Below are 13,021 nucleotides of genomic sequence, written 5' to 3'. Positions count from 1 at the left end.
CGCCATCCCGGTCACTCCCACAATGCAAATCGCGAAACAACCGACCCGGACCCGTTCCGGGTAACGTGCATAAACCAAGGACACTTATGTCTCGACGCATATCCCCCGTCATACCCGGCTTCGGGCTGACGCTGGGTTACACCTTGGTGTACCTCAGCTTGATTGTGCTGATACCCCTTGCAGCGATGTTCATCCACGCTTCCCAACTGAGCGCCGCGCAGTTCTGGAACATCGTCACCGCCCCGCGCGTGCTGGCCGCGCTGAAGCTGAGCTTCGGCACCGCGTTCTACGCCGCCATCATCAACGGCATCATCGGTACGCTGCTGGCCTGGGTGCTGGTGCGCTACACCTTCCCGGGCCGCAAGATCATCGACGCGATGATCGACCTGCCATTCGCCTTGCCCACCGCCGTGGCCGGTATCGCCCTGACGGCGATCTACACGCCGACCGGTCTGGTCGGGCAGATCGCCACCGACCTCGGTTTCAAGATCGCTTACACCCCGCTGGGCATCACCCTGGCGCTGACCTTCGTCACCATGCCGTTCGTGGTGCGCACGGTGCAGCCGGTGCTGGCGGACATTCCCCGTGAAGTCGAAGAGGCGGCGGCCTGCCTCGGTGCCCGGCCGCTGCAGGTGTTCCGCTACATCCTGGTGCCAGCGCTGCTGCCGGCCTGGCTGACCGGTTTTGCCCTGGCTTTCGCCCGGGGTGTCGGTGAGTACGGGTCGGTGATCTTCATTGCCGGCAACATGCCGATGAAGACGGAAATCCTGCCGCTGCTGATCATGGTCAAGCTCGACCAGTATGACTACGCCGGCGCCACGGCCATCGGTGTGATGATGCTGGTGGTGTCGTTCATCCTGTTGCTGCTGATCAACCTGCTGCAACGTCGCATCGAAACCCCGAACTGAGGAGGCGCACTATGTCCGGTCCATCGCTTATCGCCGCTTCCTCGGCCAACGCTGCCCGTCGTGGCAGCGCGTTGTCGCGGCGCATCCTGATCGGCCTCGGCTGGCTGGTCTTTGCTGTATTCCTGTTGTTGCCCCTGCTGGTGGTGGTCAGCCAGGGCCTGAAAAACGGCCTGGGCGGTTTCTTCACCGCGATCCTTGAACCGGATGCCCTGTCGGCGCTCAAGCTGACGGTGCTGGCGGTGATCATTTCGGTGCCGTTGAACGTGGTGTTCGGTGTCGCGGCTGCCTGGTGCGTGAGCAAATACTCGTTCCGCGGCAAGGCCATTCTGGTGACCCTGATCGACCTGCCGTTCTCGGTGTCGCCGGTGATCGCCGGTCTGGTCTACGTGCTGATGTTCGGCGCCCGTGGCGTGTTCGGCCCGTGGTTGCAGGATCACGACATCCAGATCGTGTTCGCCCTGCCGGGCATCGTGCTGGCGACCATCTTCGTCACCGTGCCGTTCGTGGCCCGTGAACTGATCCCGTTGATGCAGGAGCAGGGCACGCAGGAAGAGGAGGCCGCGCGACTGCTCGGCGCCAACGGCTGGCAGATGTTCTGGCACGTCACCGTGCCGAACATCAAATGGGGCCTGATCTACGGCGTGGTGCTGTGTACCGCGCGGGCCATGGGTGAGTTCGGCGCGGTGTCGGTGGTGTCCGGCCACATTCGCGGCGTGACCAACACCCTGCCGCTGCATGTCGAGATTCTCTACAACGAGTACAACCACGTGGCAGCATTTGCCGTGGCGAGCCTGTTATTGATCCTTGCGCTGTTCATCCTGCTGCTCAAGCAGTGGAGCGAAGCGCGCATTAGCCGTCTGCGTCAGAACGCGGCGGAGGAATAATTCATGTCGATCGAAGTCCGTAACGTCAGCAAGAATTTCAACGCCTTCAAGGCCCTCAACGGCATCAATCTGGACATCCAGAGTGGCGAGCTGGTGGCTTTGCTGGGCCCGTCCGGCTGTGGCAAGACCACGCTGCTGCGCATCATTGCCGGCCTGGAAACGCCGGATCATGGCAGCATCGTGTTCCACGGCGAAGACGTCTCCGAACACGACGTGCGTGATCGCAACGTCGGTTTTGTGTTCCAGCACTACGCGCTGTTTCGCCACATGACGGTGTTCGACAACGTTGCCTTCGGTCTGCGCATGAAGCCGAAGAACCAACGCCCGAACGAAAGCCAGATCGCCGCCAAGGTCCATGAGCTGTTGAACATGGTGCAACTGGACTGGCTGTCGGATCGCTACCCGGAGCAACTGTCCGGTGGCCAGCGTCAGCGTATTGCGCTGGCCCGTGCGCTGGCGGTGGAACCCAAGGTGCTGCTGCTCGATGAACCGTTCGGTGCCCTCGACGCCAAGGTGCGCAAGGAGCTGCGCCGCTGGCTGGCGCGTCTGCACGAAGACATCAACCTGACTTCGGTGTTCGTGACCCACGACCAGGAAGAGGCCATGGAAGTCGCCGACCGCATCGTGGTGATGAACAAGGGCGTGATCGAGCAGATCGGCTCACCGGGTGACGTTTACGAAAACCCGGCCAGCGATTTCGTCTACCACTTCCTCGGCGACTCCAACCGCCTGCATCTGGGCGAAGACAACCATGTGCTGTTCCGTCCGCACGAAGTGTCGTTGTCGCGCCATGAGATCGAAGGCCACCACGCCGCCGAAGTCCGCGACATCCGCCCACTGGGCGCGACCACGCGGGTGACGCTGAAAGTGGAAGGGCAGAGCGAGCTGATCGAAGCCGAAGTGGTGAAGGACCACGACAGCCTGACCGGCCTGGCGCGCGGCGAACGGCTGTTCTTCAAGCCGAAGGTCTGGCAGAAAGTGGCGAACATCTGAGGTTGGCGATGGCGTCTGCCCGGACGCCATCGCGGATGAATCCGCTCCCACAGGTTGACCGCGATCCGTTGTAGGAGCGTGGCTTGTCCCGCGACCGGCGACGAAGTCGTCGTAAATCCCGTAAACGCGGTGTATCAGACTGACCGAATTCACAGATTTTACGACTGCTGCGCAGCCGGTCGCAGGACAAGCCAGCTCCTACAGGGAATCGCGACCTTTCTGTGGGAGCGGATTCATCCGCGGCAGGGCTTCCGGGGAGTCGGGCCTTGCTTCAAACTGCCGCCTTCTTCAAATCCCGCTTGTGCGTGCGGCCGACTTTGCCTTCGATGTTGTTCTGCAATTTCTTGCGCATGCCCATCAGAAATGCCGCTTCAGCCGTCACGAACAGCGGGCCGATGATCAGGCCTGTGACGTCGTCGACAAACGCCGGTTTGCGACCTTCGTAATAATGGCCGACAAACTGGATCGCCCAGCCCACCACGAACAGCCCGACGCCGCTGCCGAGCCAGACCAGCGTGCTCTGTTGTGCCAGGTGTGCACCGATCCATAGAAACAGGGCAAGCACGATGCCCAGGGCGATACCCAGCTGCTTGTCCAGACGCAGGTAGAACAGCGTCGCGGCCACGGTCGCCAACAGGGCCGGGGACAGCCACAGATCGGCCAGCGCCCAACTGCTCCAGCCCGGACGGGACAGCAGCACGGAAACGGCCAGCACGATCAGCGGCACGCCGATGAAGTGGCTGGCGATATTGCGGGTGTCGCGGTGGTAAGACGCGTACTGACTCAGGTGATCGACGAGGTTTTTCATTGTTATTCCTCCGTGGATGCGTGGATCATGCCGCTGACCGTTTCGGCCGGGTCGGACAGATGACCCAGCCTGCTATAAAACGTCGGCTGAAAAAAGGAGATTCACATGACGAATGGAGTCCAATGGCACTCATTGCTGGCCAGCGATGTCTGGTTCAACGAAAGCCCTGCGCTCTTGCAGGATAGTCTGCTGCACGGCATGCGGCAGCGGCGGGTGACGCCCGGCAAGCTGATCTACGGCCGTGGTCAGCCGTCCTGTGGCATGTACGCATTGATCGCCGGTTCGATCCGCATCGATGGCGTCGAGCAGCAGGACCCCGAACTCGCCGAATCCCCAAAGCGGCCGTTCTGGTTTGGCGAACTGCCGCTGTATGACGACGGTCCCCGCCGACACGATGTCTACGCCGAAGACCAGATCATCCTGCTGCACATGCCCCACGCGCCGCTGCGGCAACTGCTGCACGAGCACAAACACCTGTGGCGCCATATGGGCGAAGTGTTCGGGCGCAAGCTCGGCCTGCAAATGCCGTTGCCCGAGCAGATCACCCAGTTGCCCACCGAACAGCGCGTGGCGTTCCGCTTGCTGATGCTCAGCGAATGCTACGGCGAAATCGACCGTTCGCTGCGGGTCGTCGAATTCGCCGACATGGCCTCGCCGATATGCCTGGGCCTGACGCCGGATGTGGTGGCGCGTGAGCTGGACCGGCTGGAGGCGCAGGATGTCATCGAGTGGGACGGCGAACTGATCAGCGTGCATGAAACCGAACGCCTGCGCCGTGCCGCCCGGCATCGGTTGACGCCGGATTTCCCCTGGTAATCAGCGGCCCAGGCCATCCCGATACTGGCTCGGCGTCATTCCGGTCCAGCGCTTGAAGGCGCGGCTGAAACTGCTGGTGTCTGCAAACCCCAGCAGGTAGGAAATCTCGCTGAGCGAACAGGCCGGGTCGCGCATGTGTTGCAGGGCCAGATTCTGTCGACACTGATTGAGCAGCAGGTCGTAGCTGCAGCCTTCATCGGCCAGATGCCGTTGCAGGCTGCGCAGGCTCAGGTGCAGGTTCTGCGCGATGCGTTCGGCAGAGGGCTCGCCTTCCGGTAATTGCGATTCGATGGCGCCACGCACCTTGCGCTCCCAAGTCAGCGGGCTGAGCTGTTCGAGGGCACGGTTGAGCACGGTTTCGTTGTGTTCGGCCAGCTCCGGGTTGGCGTCGTCCAGATGGCTGTCGAAATCGGTGCAGGCGAACTCCAGCAGGTTCTCCCGGGCGCCGAAAAACAGCGGCGCGCGGAACACGTCATGCCAGGGTTTCGGGTCTGCCGGCTGCGGCCGCATCAGATGCACCGCCAGCGGCGCGTATTGGCGCCCCAGACGGTTGCGGCAGGTGCGCACGTAGATCGCGGCAAAGGCATCCATGGCTTCGTTGGCGGGCATCGGGCCGCCTTCCGGCACGCGGAAGCGGAACTGATAGCGATCGCCCGCGCGCACGAAACTCAGATCCAGCGCATCGCTGACCACCGGGTGATAACGCACGATGCGTTCGAACACTTCCCGCAACGAACCACTGGCCACCAGCGCATAACCCAGCGCGTGAAACGTGGTCGGGCTGACGAAGCGTGACACCCGCAAACCCAGTGCCGGATCGCCGCTGGCCTGCACCGCCAGTTGCCACAGGCGCGTGGTCACGGTGACCGGGTAGCGCGCGTTGGGGTCGTCCATCAACTGCGGGTCCAGGCCCGCCTCCCGACTCAGGGCAAGGCTGTCCAGCCCCAGGGCGTCGAGTTGCTTGCGCAGGGCACGGGTCCAACTGGCGAGGATGCTGGGCTCGGACATACAGATTGGCGCTTCCGGTCAACAGGTTGGCGTTCGCGGTCGGGCGGTGTGCGGCAGGGCTGCGGCACAGTGGGCCGTCGTTTATTTCAATGATGAACCGGAGAATGGAAGCATGCACGACTCTTCTGCAAGTGCGGCCGGACTGAATGCACAACAGCGATCAGCGCATATTCGCGCGGTGGTTCTGGCTCATGGCGAAACCCTGCGTGAGCGCTACCCGATCCTGCGCCATCAGGACGCGCTGGGCGTGGCGATTCTGGCCTTTGCCCTGACCGGCATGATTGGCAGCACGGCGCTCTATCTCAATGGATACATGGCCTGGTGGGTGTGCCTGCTGCTGAACGCTTTTTTCGCTTCGCTGACCCATGAGCTGGAACACGACCTGATCCACAGCCTGTATTTCCGCAAGCAGCGGGTGCCGCACAACCTGATGCTGGCGCTGGTCTGGCTGGCGCGGCCGAGCACCATCAACCCGTGGATTCGTCGCCATCTGCACCTCAATCACCACAAGGTCTCCGGCACCGAGGCCGACATGGAAGAACGCGCCATCACCAATGGCGAGCCGTGGGGTCTGGCGCGGCTGTTGATGGTCGGCGACAACGTCATGTCGTCGCTGATCCGCATGCTGCGCGCGAAAACCCGGGCGCACAAATTCAGCATTCTCAAGCGCACCCTGCGGGTCTACGCGCCACTGGCGCTGCTCAACTGGGGCGCGTGGTACGTGTTTCTCGGTTTTCACGCGGCCAATGGTCTGGCGGCGCTGAGCGGCAGCAGCATTGATTGGTCGGCCAATACGCAGGCGGTCATGCAGGTCATCGACGTCGCCGTGGTGGTGCTGGTCGGCCCCAACGTGCTGCGCACCTTCTGCCTGCATTTCGTCAGTTCGAACATGCACTACTACGGCGACGTCGAGTCCGGCAACGTCCTGCAGCAGACCCAGGTGCTCAATCCCTGGTGGCTGTGGCCGCTGCAAGCGTTCTGCTTCAACTTCGGCAGCACCCACGGCATTCACCATTTCGTGGTCAAGGAGCCGTTCTACATCCGCCAGATGACTGCACCGGTGGCGCACAAGGTGATGGCCGAGATGGGTGTGCGCTTCAATGATTTCGGCACATTCGCGCGGGCCAATCGGTTCGAGCGGGTGGAGGCCGTGGGCGGCATTCAGGCGGAACGCGGCTGACCTGTAGGAGCGCGGCTTGTCCCGCGACCGGCGGGGAACCCGTCGTAAAATCATCCGCATTGGCCGTGTCAGGTACACCGCATGCGCCGGTTTTACGACGACTGCGTCGTCGGTCGCAGGGCAAGCCAGCTCCTACAGAGATTTGCGAATAGTCCGGCAGATAAAAATTTCTGTAACAACCCCTCCGTATTCTCCACCCCATCCCCGGCGAGCGCTGGGGGCAGACAGCGTGATTATCGGGGCCGCTCCTTAAGGCAGGGGGTGGCCCTCTTTTTTTGCCGGTACCTGTCCCGGTTTTACGGCTTATGGATTTTGGCTATTAATAAATAGCTTCTTATTCCTTAACGGATATATGTCCTGTCCCTATACTCGCGCCATGAACGCAACATGCAGGAGGCGAAAGCCATGCATCACGAATCGATCCGCTACTTGATCGTGCCAGGCTGGCAAGGATCCGCCGATGACCATTGGCAGACCCACTGGCAGAACAGCCTGCCCAACAGCGTGCGCGTGGAACAGGCCGACTGGCTCAAGCCGCGCCGCGAAGACTGGGTTGGCGAGTTGCAGCGCACCATCGCTGCCGACAGTACGCCGGTGATTCTGATTGCCCATAGCCTGGGTTGCGTCACGGTTGCCCATTGGGCGCAGCTGGCGCCGCTGGAAACCCTGCGCCAGGTGCGCGGTGCCTTGCTGGTGGCCCCGGCCGACGTCGAACGACCGAACTGCCCGCCGGCCATCCGCAACTTCGCGCCGATCCCCGAGCACCTGCTGCCGTTTCCGACCCAGGTGGTCAGTTCCGACAACGATGCCGCCGTCAGCGCCTTGCGGGCGATGGAAATGGCCCGTAACTGGGGCGCCGAGATCGGCATTCTCAGCGGTGCCGGCCATATCAACGTCAAATCCGGCCATCAGCGTTGGGAGCAGGGCTTTGCCTATCTCTACCGCCTACAAGGCCGGATCGAACAATCAGCCCGTCGCCGCGCATGAACCCCGACGTGCGAGCCACGATCTTTTTCGCCGCAGTGAACCGACAGGCGCTGCGGCCTTTTTTTTAACGCCCCGGCAGTGACGCTCGGGCGGGAGCCTGCCATGAGCCCATCCGAAATCCCCGGCCTGCCGCCGTTGACCTTTCCCGATGCGGAAAAAAGCCCCCTGAGCATTCGCGCCAAGGCGCTGGTGTTCATCGACCCGCGTTCGCGGCAACTGCGCGAAGAAATGGAGCGTCTGGCTCCGCAGGAGCTGCCGGTGTTGATCCGGGGCGAGTCCGGTACCGGCAAGGAATTGCTGGCGCGGCACATTCACCGGGGCAGCGACCGTGGCGGGCTGTTCGTTTCGGTGAACTGCGGTGCGATCAGCCCCAATCATGCCGATGCCGAATTGTTCGGTTATGCGGCGGGGGCGCATGTCGGTTCGGCCAGCAGCCGCGCCGGCTGGTTCGGTTCGGCTACCGGTGGCACGTTGTATCTGGACGAGATCGCTGACCTGCCGCTGGCGATCCAGATCAAACTGCTCAGCGCCCTGGAAAACCGTGAAGTCACCCGCGTTGGTGCTCAGCAGTCGAGCCCGGTGGATGTGCGCCTGGTGGCGGCGACCAGCATCGACCTGCGCCTGGCCGTGGCGGCGGGCAAATTCCATGAACGTCTCTACCACTACCTCAGCGAAGGTCGCCTCGACCTGCCGCCATTGCGTGAACAACCGGGCAATATCCTGCCGTTGGCCGAGTACTTTCTCGGCATCTACAGCCAGCGCCTGGACTTCACGATGCCGCTGATCAGCGCAGAAGCCCAGCAAGTGCTGGAAAGCCATTACTGGCCGGGTAACACGCGGGAGTTGGAGAACGTCATTCACTTTGCGCTGTTGGTGAGCAGCGGTGACGAGATCCTGCCGGAGCATTTGAACCTCCCTCACGCACGAACTTTGTAGGAGCCGGCGTCCAATACATATTTTGTAGGAGCCGGCTTGCTGGCGAATGCGGTGTGTCATTGGCATGGATGTGTGCTGGCACACCGCGGTTCGCCAGCAAGCCGGCTCCTACGGGATTGCACTTTTTCGTTGAAAACCGCGACGTAGACGCCTTGCATGCCAGTGAGTGATGGCCTGATACCCTCTGAGAACCAAAAAGCATATAGCCGCGATTAAAAAGTATTGTCTCGGTATAAAAAATCTCGGTAATGTCCGCTCCAGCCGCCACCCTGCTCAGGGTCGTACCCGCGGCCCAAACGAAGACAGGGTTGCCCATAAGGCGGCCGGATATATCTAAGGACATCGCATGAAAAAGACGTTGTTGTTCGCCGCACTGGCGGCTGCCTTCTCCATTGGTGCAGCCAACGCCGGTGAAAAACTGGTGGTCGGCGCGACGCCGGTGCCGCACGCCGAAATCCTCGAGCTGATCAAGCCTGAGCTGGCCAAAGAAGGCGTGGACCTGGAAATCAAGGTCTTCACCGACTACGTGCAGCCGAACGTGCAGCTGAACGAAAAACGTCTGGACGCCAACTACTTCCAGACCAAGCCTTACCTGGACGGCTTCAACAAGGGCAAGGGCGCGAACCTGGTGACCGGCGTTGGCGTACACGTCGAACCGTTTGGTGGCTACTCGAAGAAGTACAAGTCGCTGGCTGAACTGCCGGAAGGCGCCACCATCGCCATTCCGAACGAGGGCAGCAACGCTGGCCGCGCTCTGCTGCTGCTGCAGAAAGCCGGTCTGATTACCCTGAAGAACCCGACCGACGCGCTGGCGACCCCGAAAGACATCGCCACCAACCCGAAGAAATTCAAGTTCCGCGAGCTGGAATCGGCCGTATTGCCGCGCGTGCTGGATCAGGTCGATCTGGACATGATCAACACCAACTACGCGCTGGAAGCCAAGCTGAGCCCGAAAAAGGACGCTCTGGTGCTGGAAGGCTCGGACTCGCCATACGTGAACTACCTGGTGACCCGTACCGACAACGCCCATGCTGACGCGATCGAGAAGCTGTCGAAGGCGCTGACCAGCCAGCAAGTCAAAGACTTCATCAACAAGAAGTACGACGGCGCGGTGATTCCGGCGTTCTGATGAAGGCCTGATCCGGGCATCGTCACTGACATTGTGGGAGCGAATTCATTCGCGAGAGGTGGTCCAGGCGACGTAGTTGTGTCGCCTGGCCTGGCCAATCGCGAATGAATTCGCTCCCACAGTCGTTTATCGGTGCCGTGGCGAGCTCAATGCTGCCCGTACCTGACGCCGACGTGCTGTACATGCGTCGGCGTTTTTGCGTGCGTGCCCAGCGCGCGGCGCAGGGCGATCAACAACTTGACGTTGTCGGCGTGCGATTTGTCGTGCGACTGATCGGCGTGAATGGCGCGTTCCGGCATGTTCGGTCCTCTTCTTGTTATCCCTGACATCGATGCGGTTGCAGGCGATACCTGTCTGCAATGTGCGAGATAGACCGCAATCATGCACCCGAGGTTCGCTGCGCAATACAGTATTTTGGTATCTGTCCGGTTACGCATGCTGGCAATACGCTGTGCCTAGTTCATTCAGCGCTATGCATATGCTCTAACGATATTTAAATTTCGTTTCTTATATCTATAAAGTTCGACTCATCAGATAGCCCACCTTTGAGTCGGAGTTCTCATGCCAGCAGTCTCCCCAGCCACCGCGTCCGTGTCCGTGCCGGATCAACAGTTCGATGTGCGTCCATTCGCCGAAAAGGTGGGCGCGGAAATCGTTGGACTGGACTTGTCCCGACCGTTGAACGACGCCGATTTTGCCCGCGTTCACAAAGCGCACCTGGATCATCACCTGGTGGTGTTCCGCGACCAGCAGATCACCCCGCAGCAGCAGATCGACTTTAGCCGCCGTTTCGGCGTTCTGCAGATCCACGTGCTCAAGCAGTTCCTGCTGGCCAACCACCCGGAGATCCTGATCGTCTCCAACATCGTCGAGAACGGCCAGCCGGTCGGTCTGGGCGACGCCGGCAAGTACTGGCACTCTGACCTGTCCTACAAGGAACTGCCGAGCCTCGGTTCGATGCTCTACGCCCAGGAGCTGCCAAGCGAAGGCGGCGATACCCTGTTCGCCGACATGCACCAGGCGTGGGAAACCCTGCCTGAGCACCTGCGCAAGGCCGTCGAAGGCCGCAACGCGGTACACAGCTACACCTCGCGCTACCGTGATGGCCGCAACGCCGAAAACTGGCGTCCGACCCTCAGCGCCGAGCAGCTGGCGCAGGTCGCCGTGGTCAGCCATCCGGTCGTGCGCACGCACCCGGAAAACGGCCGCAAGGCACTGTTCGTCAGTGAAGGGTTCACCACCCACATCGTCGGTCTACCGGAAGACGAAAGCCGTCAGATCCTCGACGAAATCTACGCCCACAGCGTGCGCCCGGAGAACGTCTACCGGCACAAGTGGCAGGACAACGACATGGTCTTCTGGGACAACCGTTCCCTGATCCACCTGGCCGGCGGCACCCCCGACCACCTGCGCCGTCGCCTGCATCGCACCACCATCCAGGGCGATGCGCCGTTCTGATTCAACCCGGAGACCCGCTCCATGAACGCTGTTCTGCAAAGCCACACGGCTAGCGACCGCTTGAACGCGCAACAGGCCAATCAGCCTACCGCTGAAGCGCTGTTGCAAGTCCAGGACGTGAGCCTGGAATACCGCACCCCGGAACGCGTGGTGCGGGCGACCCATCGCGTCAGTTTCGAAGTCGATCCGTCCGACCGCTTCGTCCTGCTCGGCCCGTCCGGTTGCGGCAAGTCGACCCTGCTCAAGGCCGTGGCCGGCTTCATTCAGCCCAGCGAAGGGCAGATCCGTCTGGCCGGCCAACAGGTCAGGGAGCCGGGGCCGGACCGCATCGTGGTGTTTCAGGAATTCGATCAGTTGCCTCCCTGGAAGACGGTGATCGAGAACGTCATGTTCCCGCTGCTGGCGTCGCGCACGCTCAAACGTCGCGAAGCCGAAGAGCGCGCCCGGCATTACCTGGAAAAGGTCGGCCTGAGCGCGTTCGCCAACGCCTACCCGCACACCTTGTCCGGCGGCATGAAGGCGCGTGTGGCGATTGCCCGTGCGCTGGCGATGCAGCCGAAGATCTTGCTGATGGACGAGCCGTTCGCCGCGCTCGATGCGCTGACCCGGCGCAAGATGCAGGAAGAGTTGCTGGAGCTGTGGGAGGAGGTGCGCTTCACGCTGCTGTTCGTCACCCACTCCATCGAAGAAGCTCTGGTGGTCGGCAACCGCATCCTGCTGCTGTCGCCGCATCCGGGGCGGGTGCGGGCCGAGGTCAACAGCCATCAGTACGACCTCAAGAGCCTTGGCGGCGCGGAGTTCCAGCGTTCGGCCCAGCGCATCCACAACCTGCTGTTCGATGAGGGGGACGCACCGGTGATCGAGCCGGACCTGCGTTTTCAGGATATTCGGATCGCTTACTAGCACCCTCGATTCTCTTTGTAGGAGCCGGCTTGCTGGCGAATGCGTCAGGTCTGACGCGGCGGCGGTGAATGACACACCGCTTTCGCCAGCAAGCCGGCTCCCACAGGTGGATGCGTCGACATAGAGAGACAACACCATGAGCCTGTCCCCCCCAATCCGCGAGGAATACGAAATCGCGCTGGAGCCCTTCACCCAGGAGGATCTGGCCCGCGAGATTCCGCTCGCCCAACGCATCTGGCAACTCGGCTGGGTGCGCAAGAGCGTGATCCTGATCGCCCTGGCGCTGATCTGGGAAATCGCCGCCCGCGTGCAGGGCAACGACCTGCTGCTGCCGAGTTTTTCGCAAACCGCACTGGCTTTTTTTGACGGCATTGCCACTGGCGAATTGCTGGGCAAGGTGTGGATTTCCCTGACCGTGCTGGTCAAGGGCTACCTGATCGGCATCGTCCTGGCTTTCGGCCTGACCACGCTGGCGGTCTCGACCCAACTGGGCCGCGACCTGCTCGGCACGCTGACGGCCATGTTCAACCCGTTGCCGGCGATTGCCCTGCTGCCGCTGTCGCTGCTGTGGTTCGGTCTGGGGGAAAACAGCCTGATTTTCGTGCTGGTGCACTCGGTGCTGTGGGCGCTGGCGCTGAACACTTACGCCGGTTTCCTCGGCGTTTCGGAAACCCAGCGCATGGCCGGTCGCAACTACGGCCTGAAGGGGCTGCGCTTTGTCTGGCACATCCTGATTCCGGCGGCGCTGCCGTCGATTCTGGCCGGCCTGAAGATCGGCTGGGCGTTCGCCTGGCGCACCCTGATCGCCGCCGAGCTGGTGTTCGGCGCGTCCTCGGGCAAGGGCGGTCTGGGCTGGTACATCTTCCAGAACCGCAACGAGCTGTACACCGACAAGGTGTTCGCTGGCCTGGCCGCCGTGATCATCATCGGCCTGCTGGTGGAAAACCTGCTGTTCAGCAACGTCGAGCGCCTGACGGTCAAGAAATGGGGCCTGCAACGCTGACCCCGCGA

At 62.0% G+C, this 13,021-nt stretch carries 13 protein-coding genes and 1 pseudogene; 11 read left to right on the top strand and 3 right to left on the bottom strand.

What is annotated here, in order from left to right; translation table 11 throughout:
• Positions 1 to 86: 86 nt before the first annotated feature.
• The 3 genes from cysT to ACIPL0_RS22270 are packed head-to-tail and all read left to right on the top strand — an operon-like array spanning position 87 to position 2,785.
• On the top strand, positions 87 to 908 hold the full coding sequence (cysT, locus tag ACIPL0_RS22280; RefSeq protein WP_400599292.1) for a sulfate ABC transporter permease subunit CysT: 822 nt from the start codon (positions 87 to 89) through the stop codon (positions 906 to 908).
• An 11-nt stretch (positions 909 to 919) separates the two neighbouring features.
• Entirely contained in the window at positions 920 to 1,792 is an 873-nt protein-coding gene (gene cysW, locus ACIPL0_RS22275; RefSeq protein WP_400599293.1) for a sulfate ABC transporter permease subunit CysW, read from the top strand.
• 3 nt (positions 1,793 to 1,795) lie between these two features.
• Positions 1,796 to 2,785: a sulfate/molybdate ABC transporter ATP-binding protein gene (locus ACIPL0_RS22270; protein ID WP_400599294.1), complete on the top strand. Its 990-nt coding sequence runs from the start codon at positions 1,796 to 1,798 to the stop codon at positions 2,783 to 2,785.
• 271 nt (positions 2,786 to 3,056) lie between these two features.
• Here ACIPL0_RS22270 and ACIPL0_RS22265 read toward each other — a convergent pair whose 3' ends face one another.
• Positions 3,057 to 3,593 (bottom strand): DUF962 domain-containing protein, encoded by a 537-nt coding sequence (locus tag ACIPL0_RS22265; protein ID WP_400599295.1) that lies wholly within the window; start codon positions 3,591 to 3,593, stop codon positions 3,057 to 3,059.
• A gap of 105 nt (positions 3,594 to 3,698) precedes the next feature.
• Between ACIPL0_RS22265 and ACIPL0_RS22260 the strand changes: the two genes are divergently transcribed.
• The gene (locus ACIPL0_RS22260; RefSeq protein WP_400599296.1) at positions 3,699 to 4,409 is read left to right on the top strand and encodes a Crp/Fnr family transcriptional regulator; all 711 of its coding nucleotides are present in this window, start codon (positions 3,699 to 3,701) and stop codon (positions 4,407 to 4,409) included.
• Here ACIPL0_RS22260 and ACIPL0_RS22255 read toward each other — a convergent pair whose 3' ends face one another.
• Entirely contained in the window at positions 4,410 to 5,417 is a 1,008-nt protein-coding gene (locus ACIPL0_RS22255) for an AraC family transcriptional regulator (protein WP_400599298.1), read from the bottom strand. It lies immediately after the preceding gene.
• Positions 5,418 to 5,529: 112 nt separating this feature from the next.
• On the opposite strand from ACIPL0_RS22255, the gene ACIPL0_RS22250 reads away from it, so the two are divergent.
• The 4 genes and pseudogenes from ACIPL0_RS22250 (at position 5,530) to ACIPL0_RS22235 (ending at position 9,649) form a co-directional block, all read left to right on the top strand.
• Positions 5,530 to 6,597 carry a fatty acid desaturase gene (locus ACIPL0_RS22250; protein WP_400599299.1) on the top strand — a complete coding sequence of 356 codons (1,068 nt, stop codon included), beginning with the start codon at positions 5,530 to 5,532 and terminating at the stop codon, positions 6,595 to 6,597.
• 405 nt (positions 6,598 to 7,002) lie between these two features.
• Positions 7,003 to 7,584 (top strand): alpha/beta hydrolase, encoded by a 582-nt coding sequence (locus tag ACIPL0_RS22245; protein WP_400599301.1) that lies wholly within the window; start codon positions 7,003 to 7,005, stop codon positions 7,582 to 7,584.
• Positions 7,585 to 7,686: 102 nt separating this feature from the next.
• Positions 7,687 to 8,508: pseudogene (locus ACIPL0_RS22240) on the top strand (sigma 54-interacting transcriptional regulator); the annotation flags it as partial.
• A 358-nt stretch (positions 8,509 to 8,866) separates the two neighbouring features.
• Entirely contained in the window at positions 8,867 to 9,649 is a 783-nt protein-coding gene (locus ACIPL0_RS22235) for a MetQ/NlpA family ABC transporter substrate-binding protein (protein ID WP_400599303.1), read from the top strand.
• A 146-nt stretch (positions 9,650 to 9,795) separates the two neighbouring features.
• Here ACIPL0_RS22235 and ACIPL0_RS22230 read toward each other — a convergent pair whose 3' ends face one another.
• A complete protein-coding gene (locus ACIPL0_RS22230) occupies positions 9,796 to 9,948 on the bottom strand; it encodes a hypothetical protein (RefSeq protein WP_400599304.1) in 153 nt (50 codons plus the stop codon).
• Between the two features lie 262 nt (positions 9,949 to 10,210).
• On the opposite strand from ACIPL0_RS22230, the gene ACIPL0_RS22225 reads away from it, so the two are divergent.
• The 3 genes from ACIPL0_RS22225 to ACIPL0_RS22215 all read left to right on the top strand — a co-directional run bounded on the left by ACIPL0_RS22225 (position 10,211) and on the right by ACIPL0_RS22215 (position 13,013).
• The gene (locus ACIPL0_RS22225; protein ID WP_400599305.1) at positions 10,211 to 11,107 is read left to right on the top strand and encodes a TauD/TfdA dioxygenase family protein; all 897 of its coding nucleotides are present in this window, start codon (positions 10,211 to 10,213) and stop codon (positions 11,105 to 11,107) included.
• A 21-nt stretch (positions 11,108 to 11,128) separates the two neighbouring features.
• Positions 11,129 to 12,010: an ABC transporter ATP-binding protein gene (locus ACIPL0_RS22220; RefSeq protein ID WP_400599306.1), complete on the top strand. Its 882-nt coding sequence runs from the start codon at positions 11,129 to 11,131 to the stop codon at positions 12,008 to 12,010.
• A gap of 136 nt (positions 12,011 to 12,146) precedes the next feature.
• A complete protein-coding gene (locus tag ACIPL0_RS22215; protein WP_400599308.1) occupies positions 12,147 to 13,013 on the top strand; it encodes an ABC transporter permease in 867 nt (288 codons plus the stop codon).
• The last annotated feature ends 8 nt before the right edge of the window (positions 13,014 to 13,021 follow it).

The sequence above is a fragment of the Pseudomonas sp. NPDC090208 genome (genome assembly GCF_044746785.1).
Classification (GTDB): Bacteria; Pseudomonadota; Gammaproteobacteria; order Pseudomonadales; family Pseudomonadaceae; genus Aquipseudomonas.
The sequence above is the reverse complement of the archived record's forward strand: the minus strand, read 5'-3'. Positions and strand labels throughout refer to the sequence as shown.

Coding starts and splice junctions, on each gene's coding strand:
- cysT (WP_400599292.1), top strand. CDS start 87: ATGTCTCGACGCATATCCCCCGTCATACCCGGCTTCGGGCTGACGCTG.
- ACIPL0_RS22225 (WP_400599305.1), top strand. CDS start 10,211: ATGCCAGCAGTCTCCCCAGCCACCGCGTCCGTGTCCGTGCCGGATCAA.
- ACIPL0_RS22260 (WP_400599296.1), top strand. CDS start 3,699: ATGACGAATGGAGTCCAATGGCACTCATTGCTGGCCAGCGATGTCTGG.
- ACIPL0_RS22230 (WP_400599304.1), bottom strand. CDS start 9,948: ATGCCGGAACGCGCCATTCACGCCGATCAGTCGCACGACAAATCGCAC.
- ACIPL0_RS22220 (WP_400599306.1), top strand. CDS start 11,129: ATGAACGCTGTTCTGCAAAGCCACACGGCTAGCGACCGCTTGAACGCG.
- ACIPL0_RS22270 (WP_400599294.1), top strand. CDS start 1,796: ATGTCGATCGAAGTCCGTAACGTCAGCAAGAATTTCAACGCCTTCAAG.
- cysW (WP_400599293.1), top strand. CDS start 920: ATGTCCGGTCCATCGCTTATCGCCGCTTCCTCGGCCAACGCTGCCCGT.
- ACIPL0_RS22250 (WP_400599299.1), top strand. CDS start 5,530: ATGCACGACTCTTCTGCAAGTGCGGCCGGACTGAATGCACAACAGCGA.
- ACIPL0_RS22215 (WP_400599308.1), top strand. CDS start 12,147: ATGAGCCTGTCCCCCCCAATCCGCGAGGAATACGAAATCGCGCTGGAG.
- ACIPL0_RS22255 (WP_400599298.1), bottom strand. CDS start 5,417: ATGTCCGAGCCCAGCATCCTCGCCAGTTGGACCCGTGCCCTGCGCAAG.
- ACIPL0_RS22245 (WP_400599301.1), top strand. CDS start 7,003: ATGCATCACGAATCGATCCGCTACTTGATCGTGCCAGGCTGGCAAGGA.
- ACIPL0_RS22265 (WP_400599295.1), bottom strand. CDS start 3,593: ATGAAAAACCTCGTCGATCACCTGAGTCAGTACGCGTCTTACCACCGC.
- ACIPL0_RS22235 (WP_400599303.1), top strand. CDS start 8,867: ATGAAAAAGACGTTGTTGTTCGCCGCACTGGCGGCTGCCTTCTCCATT.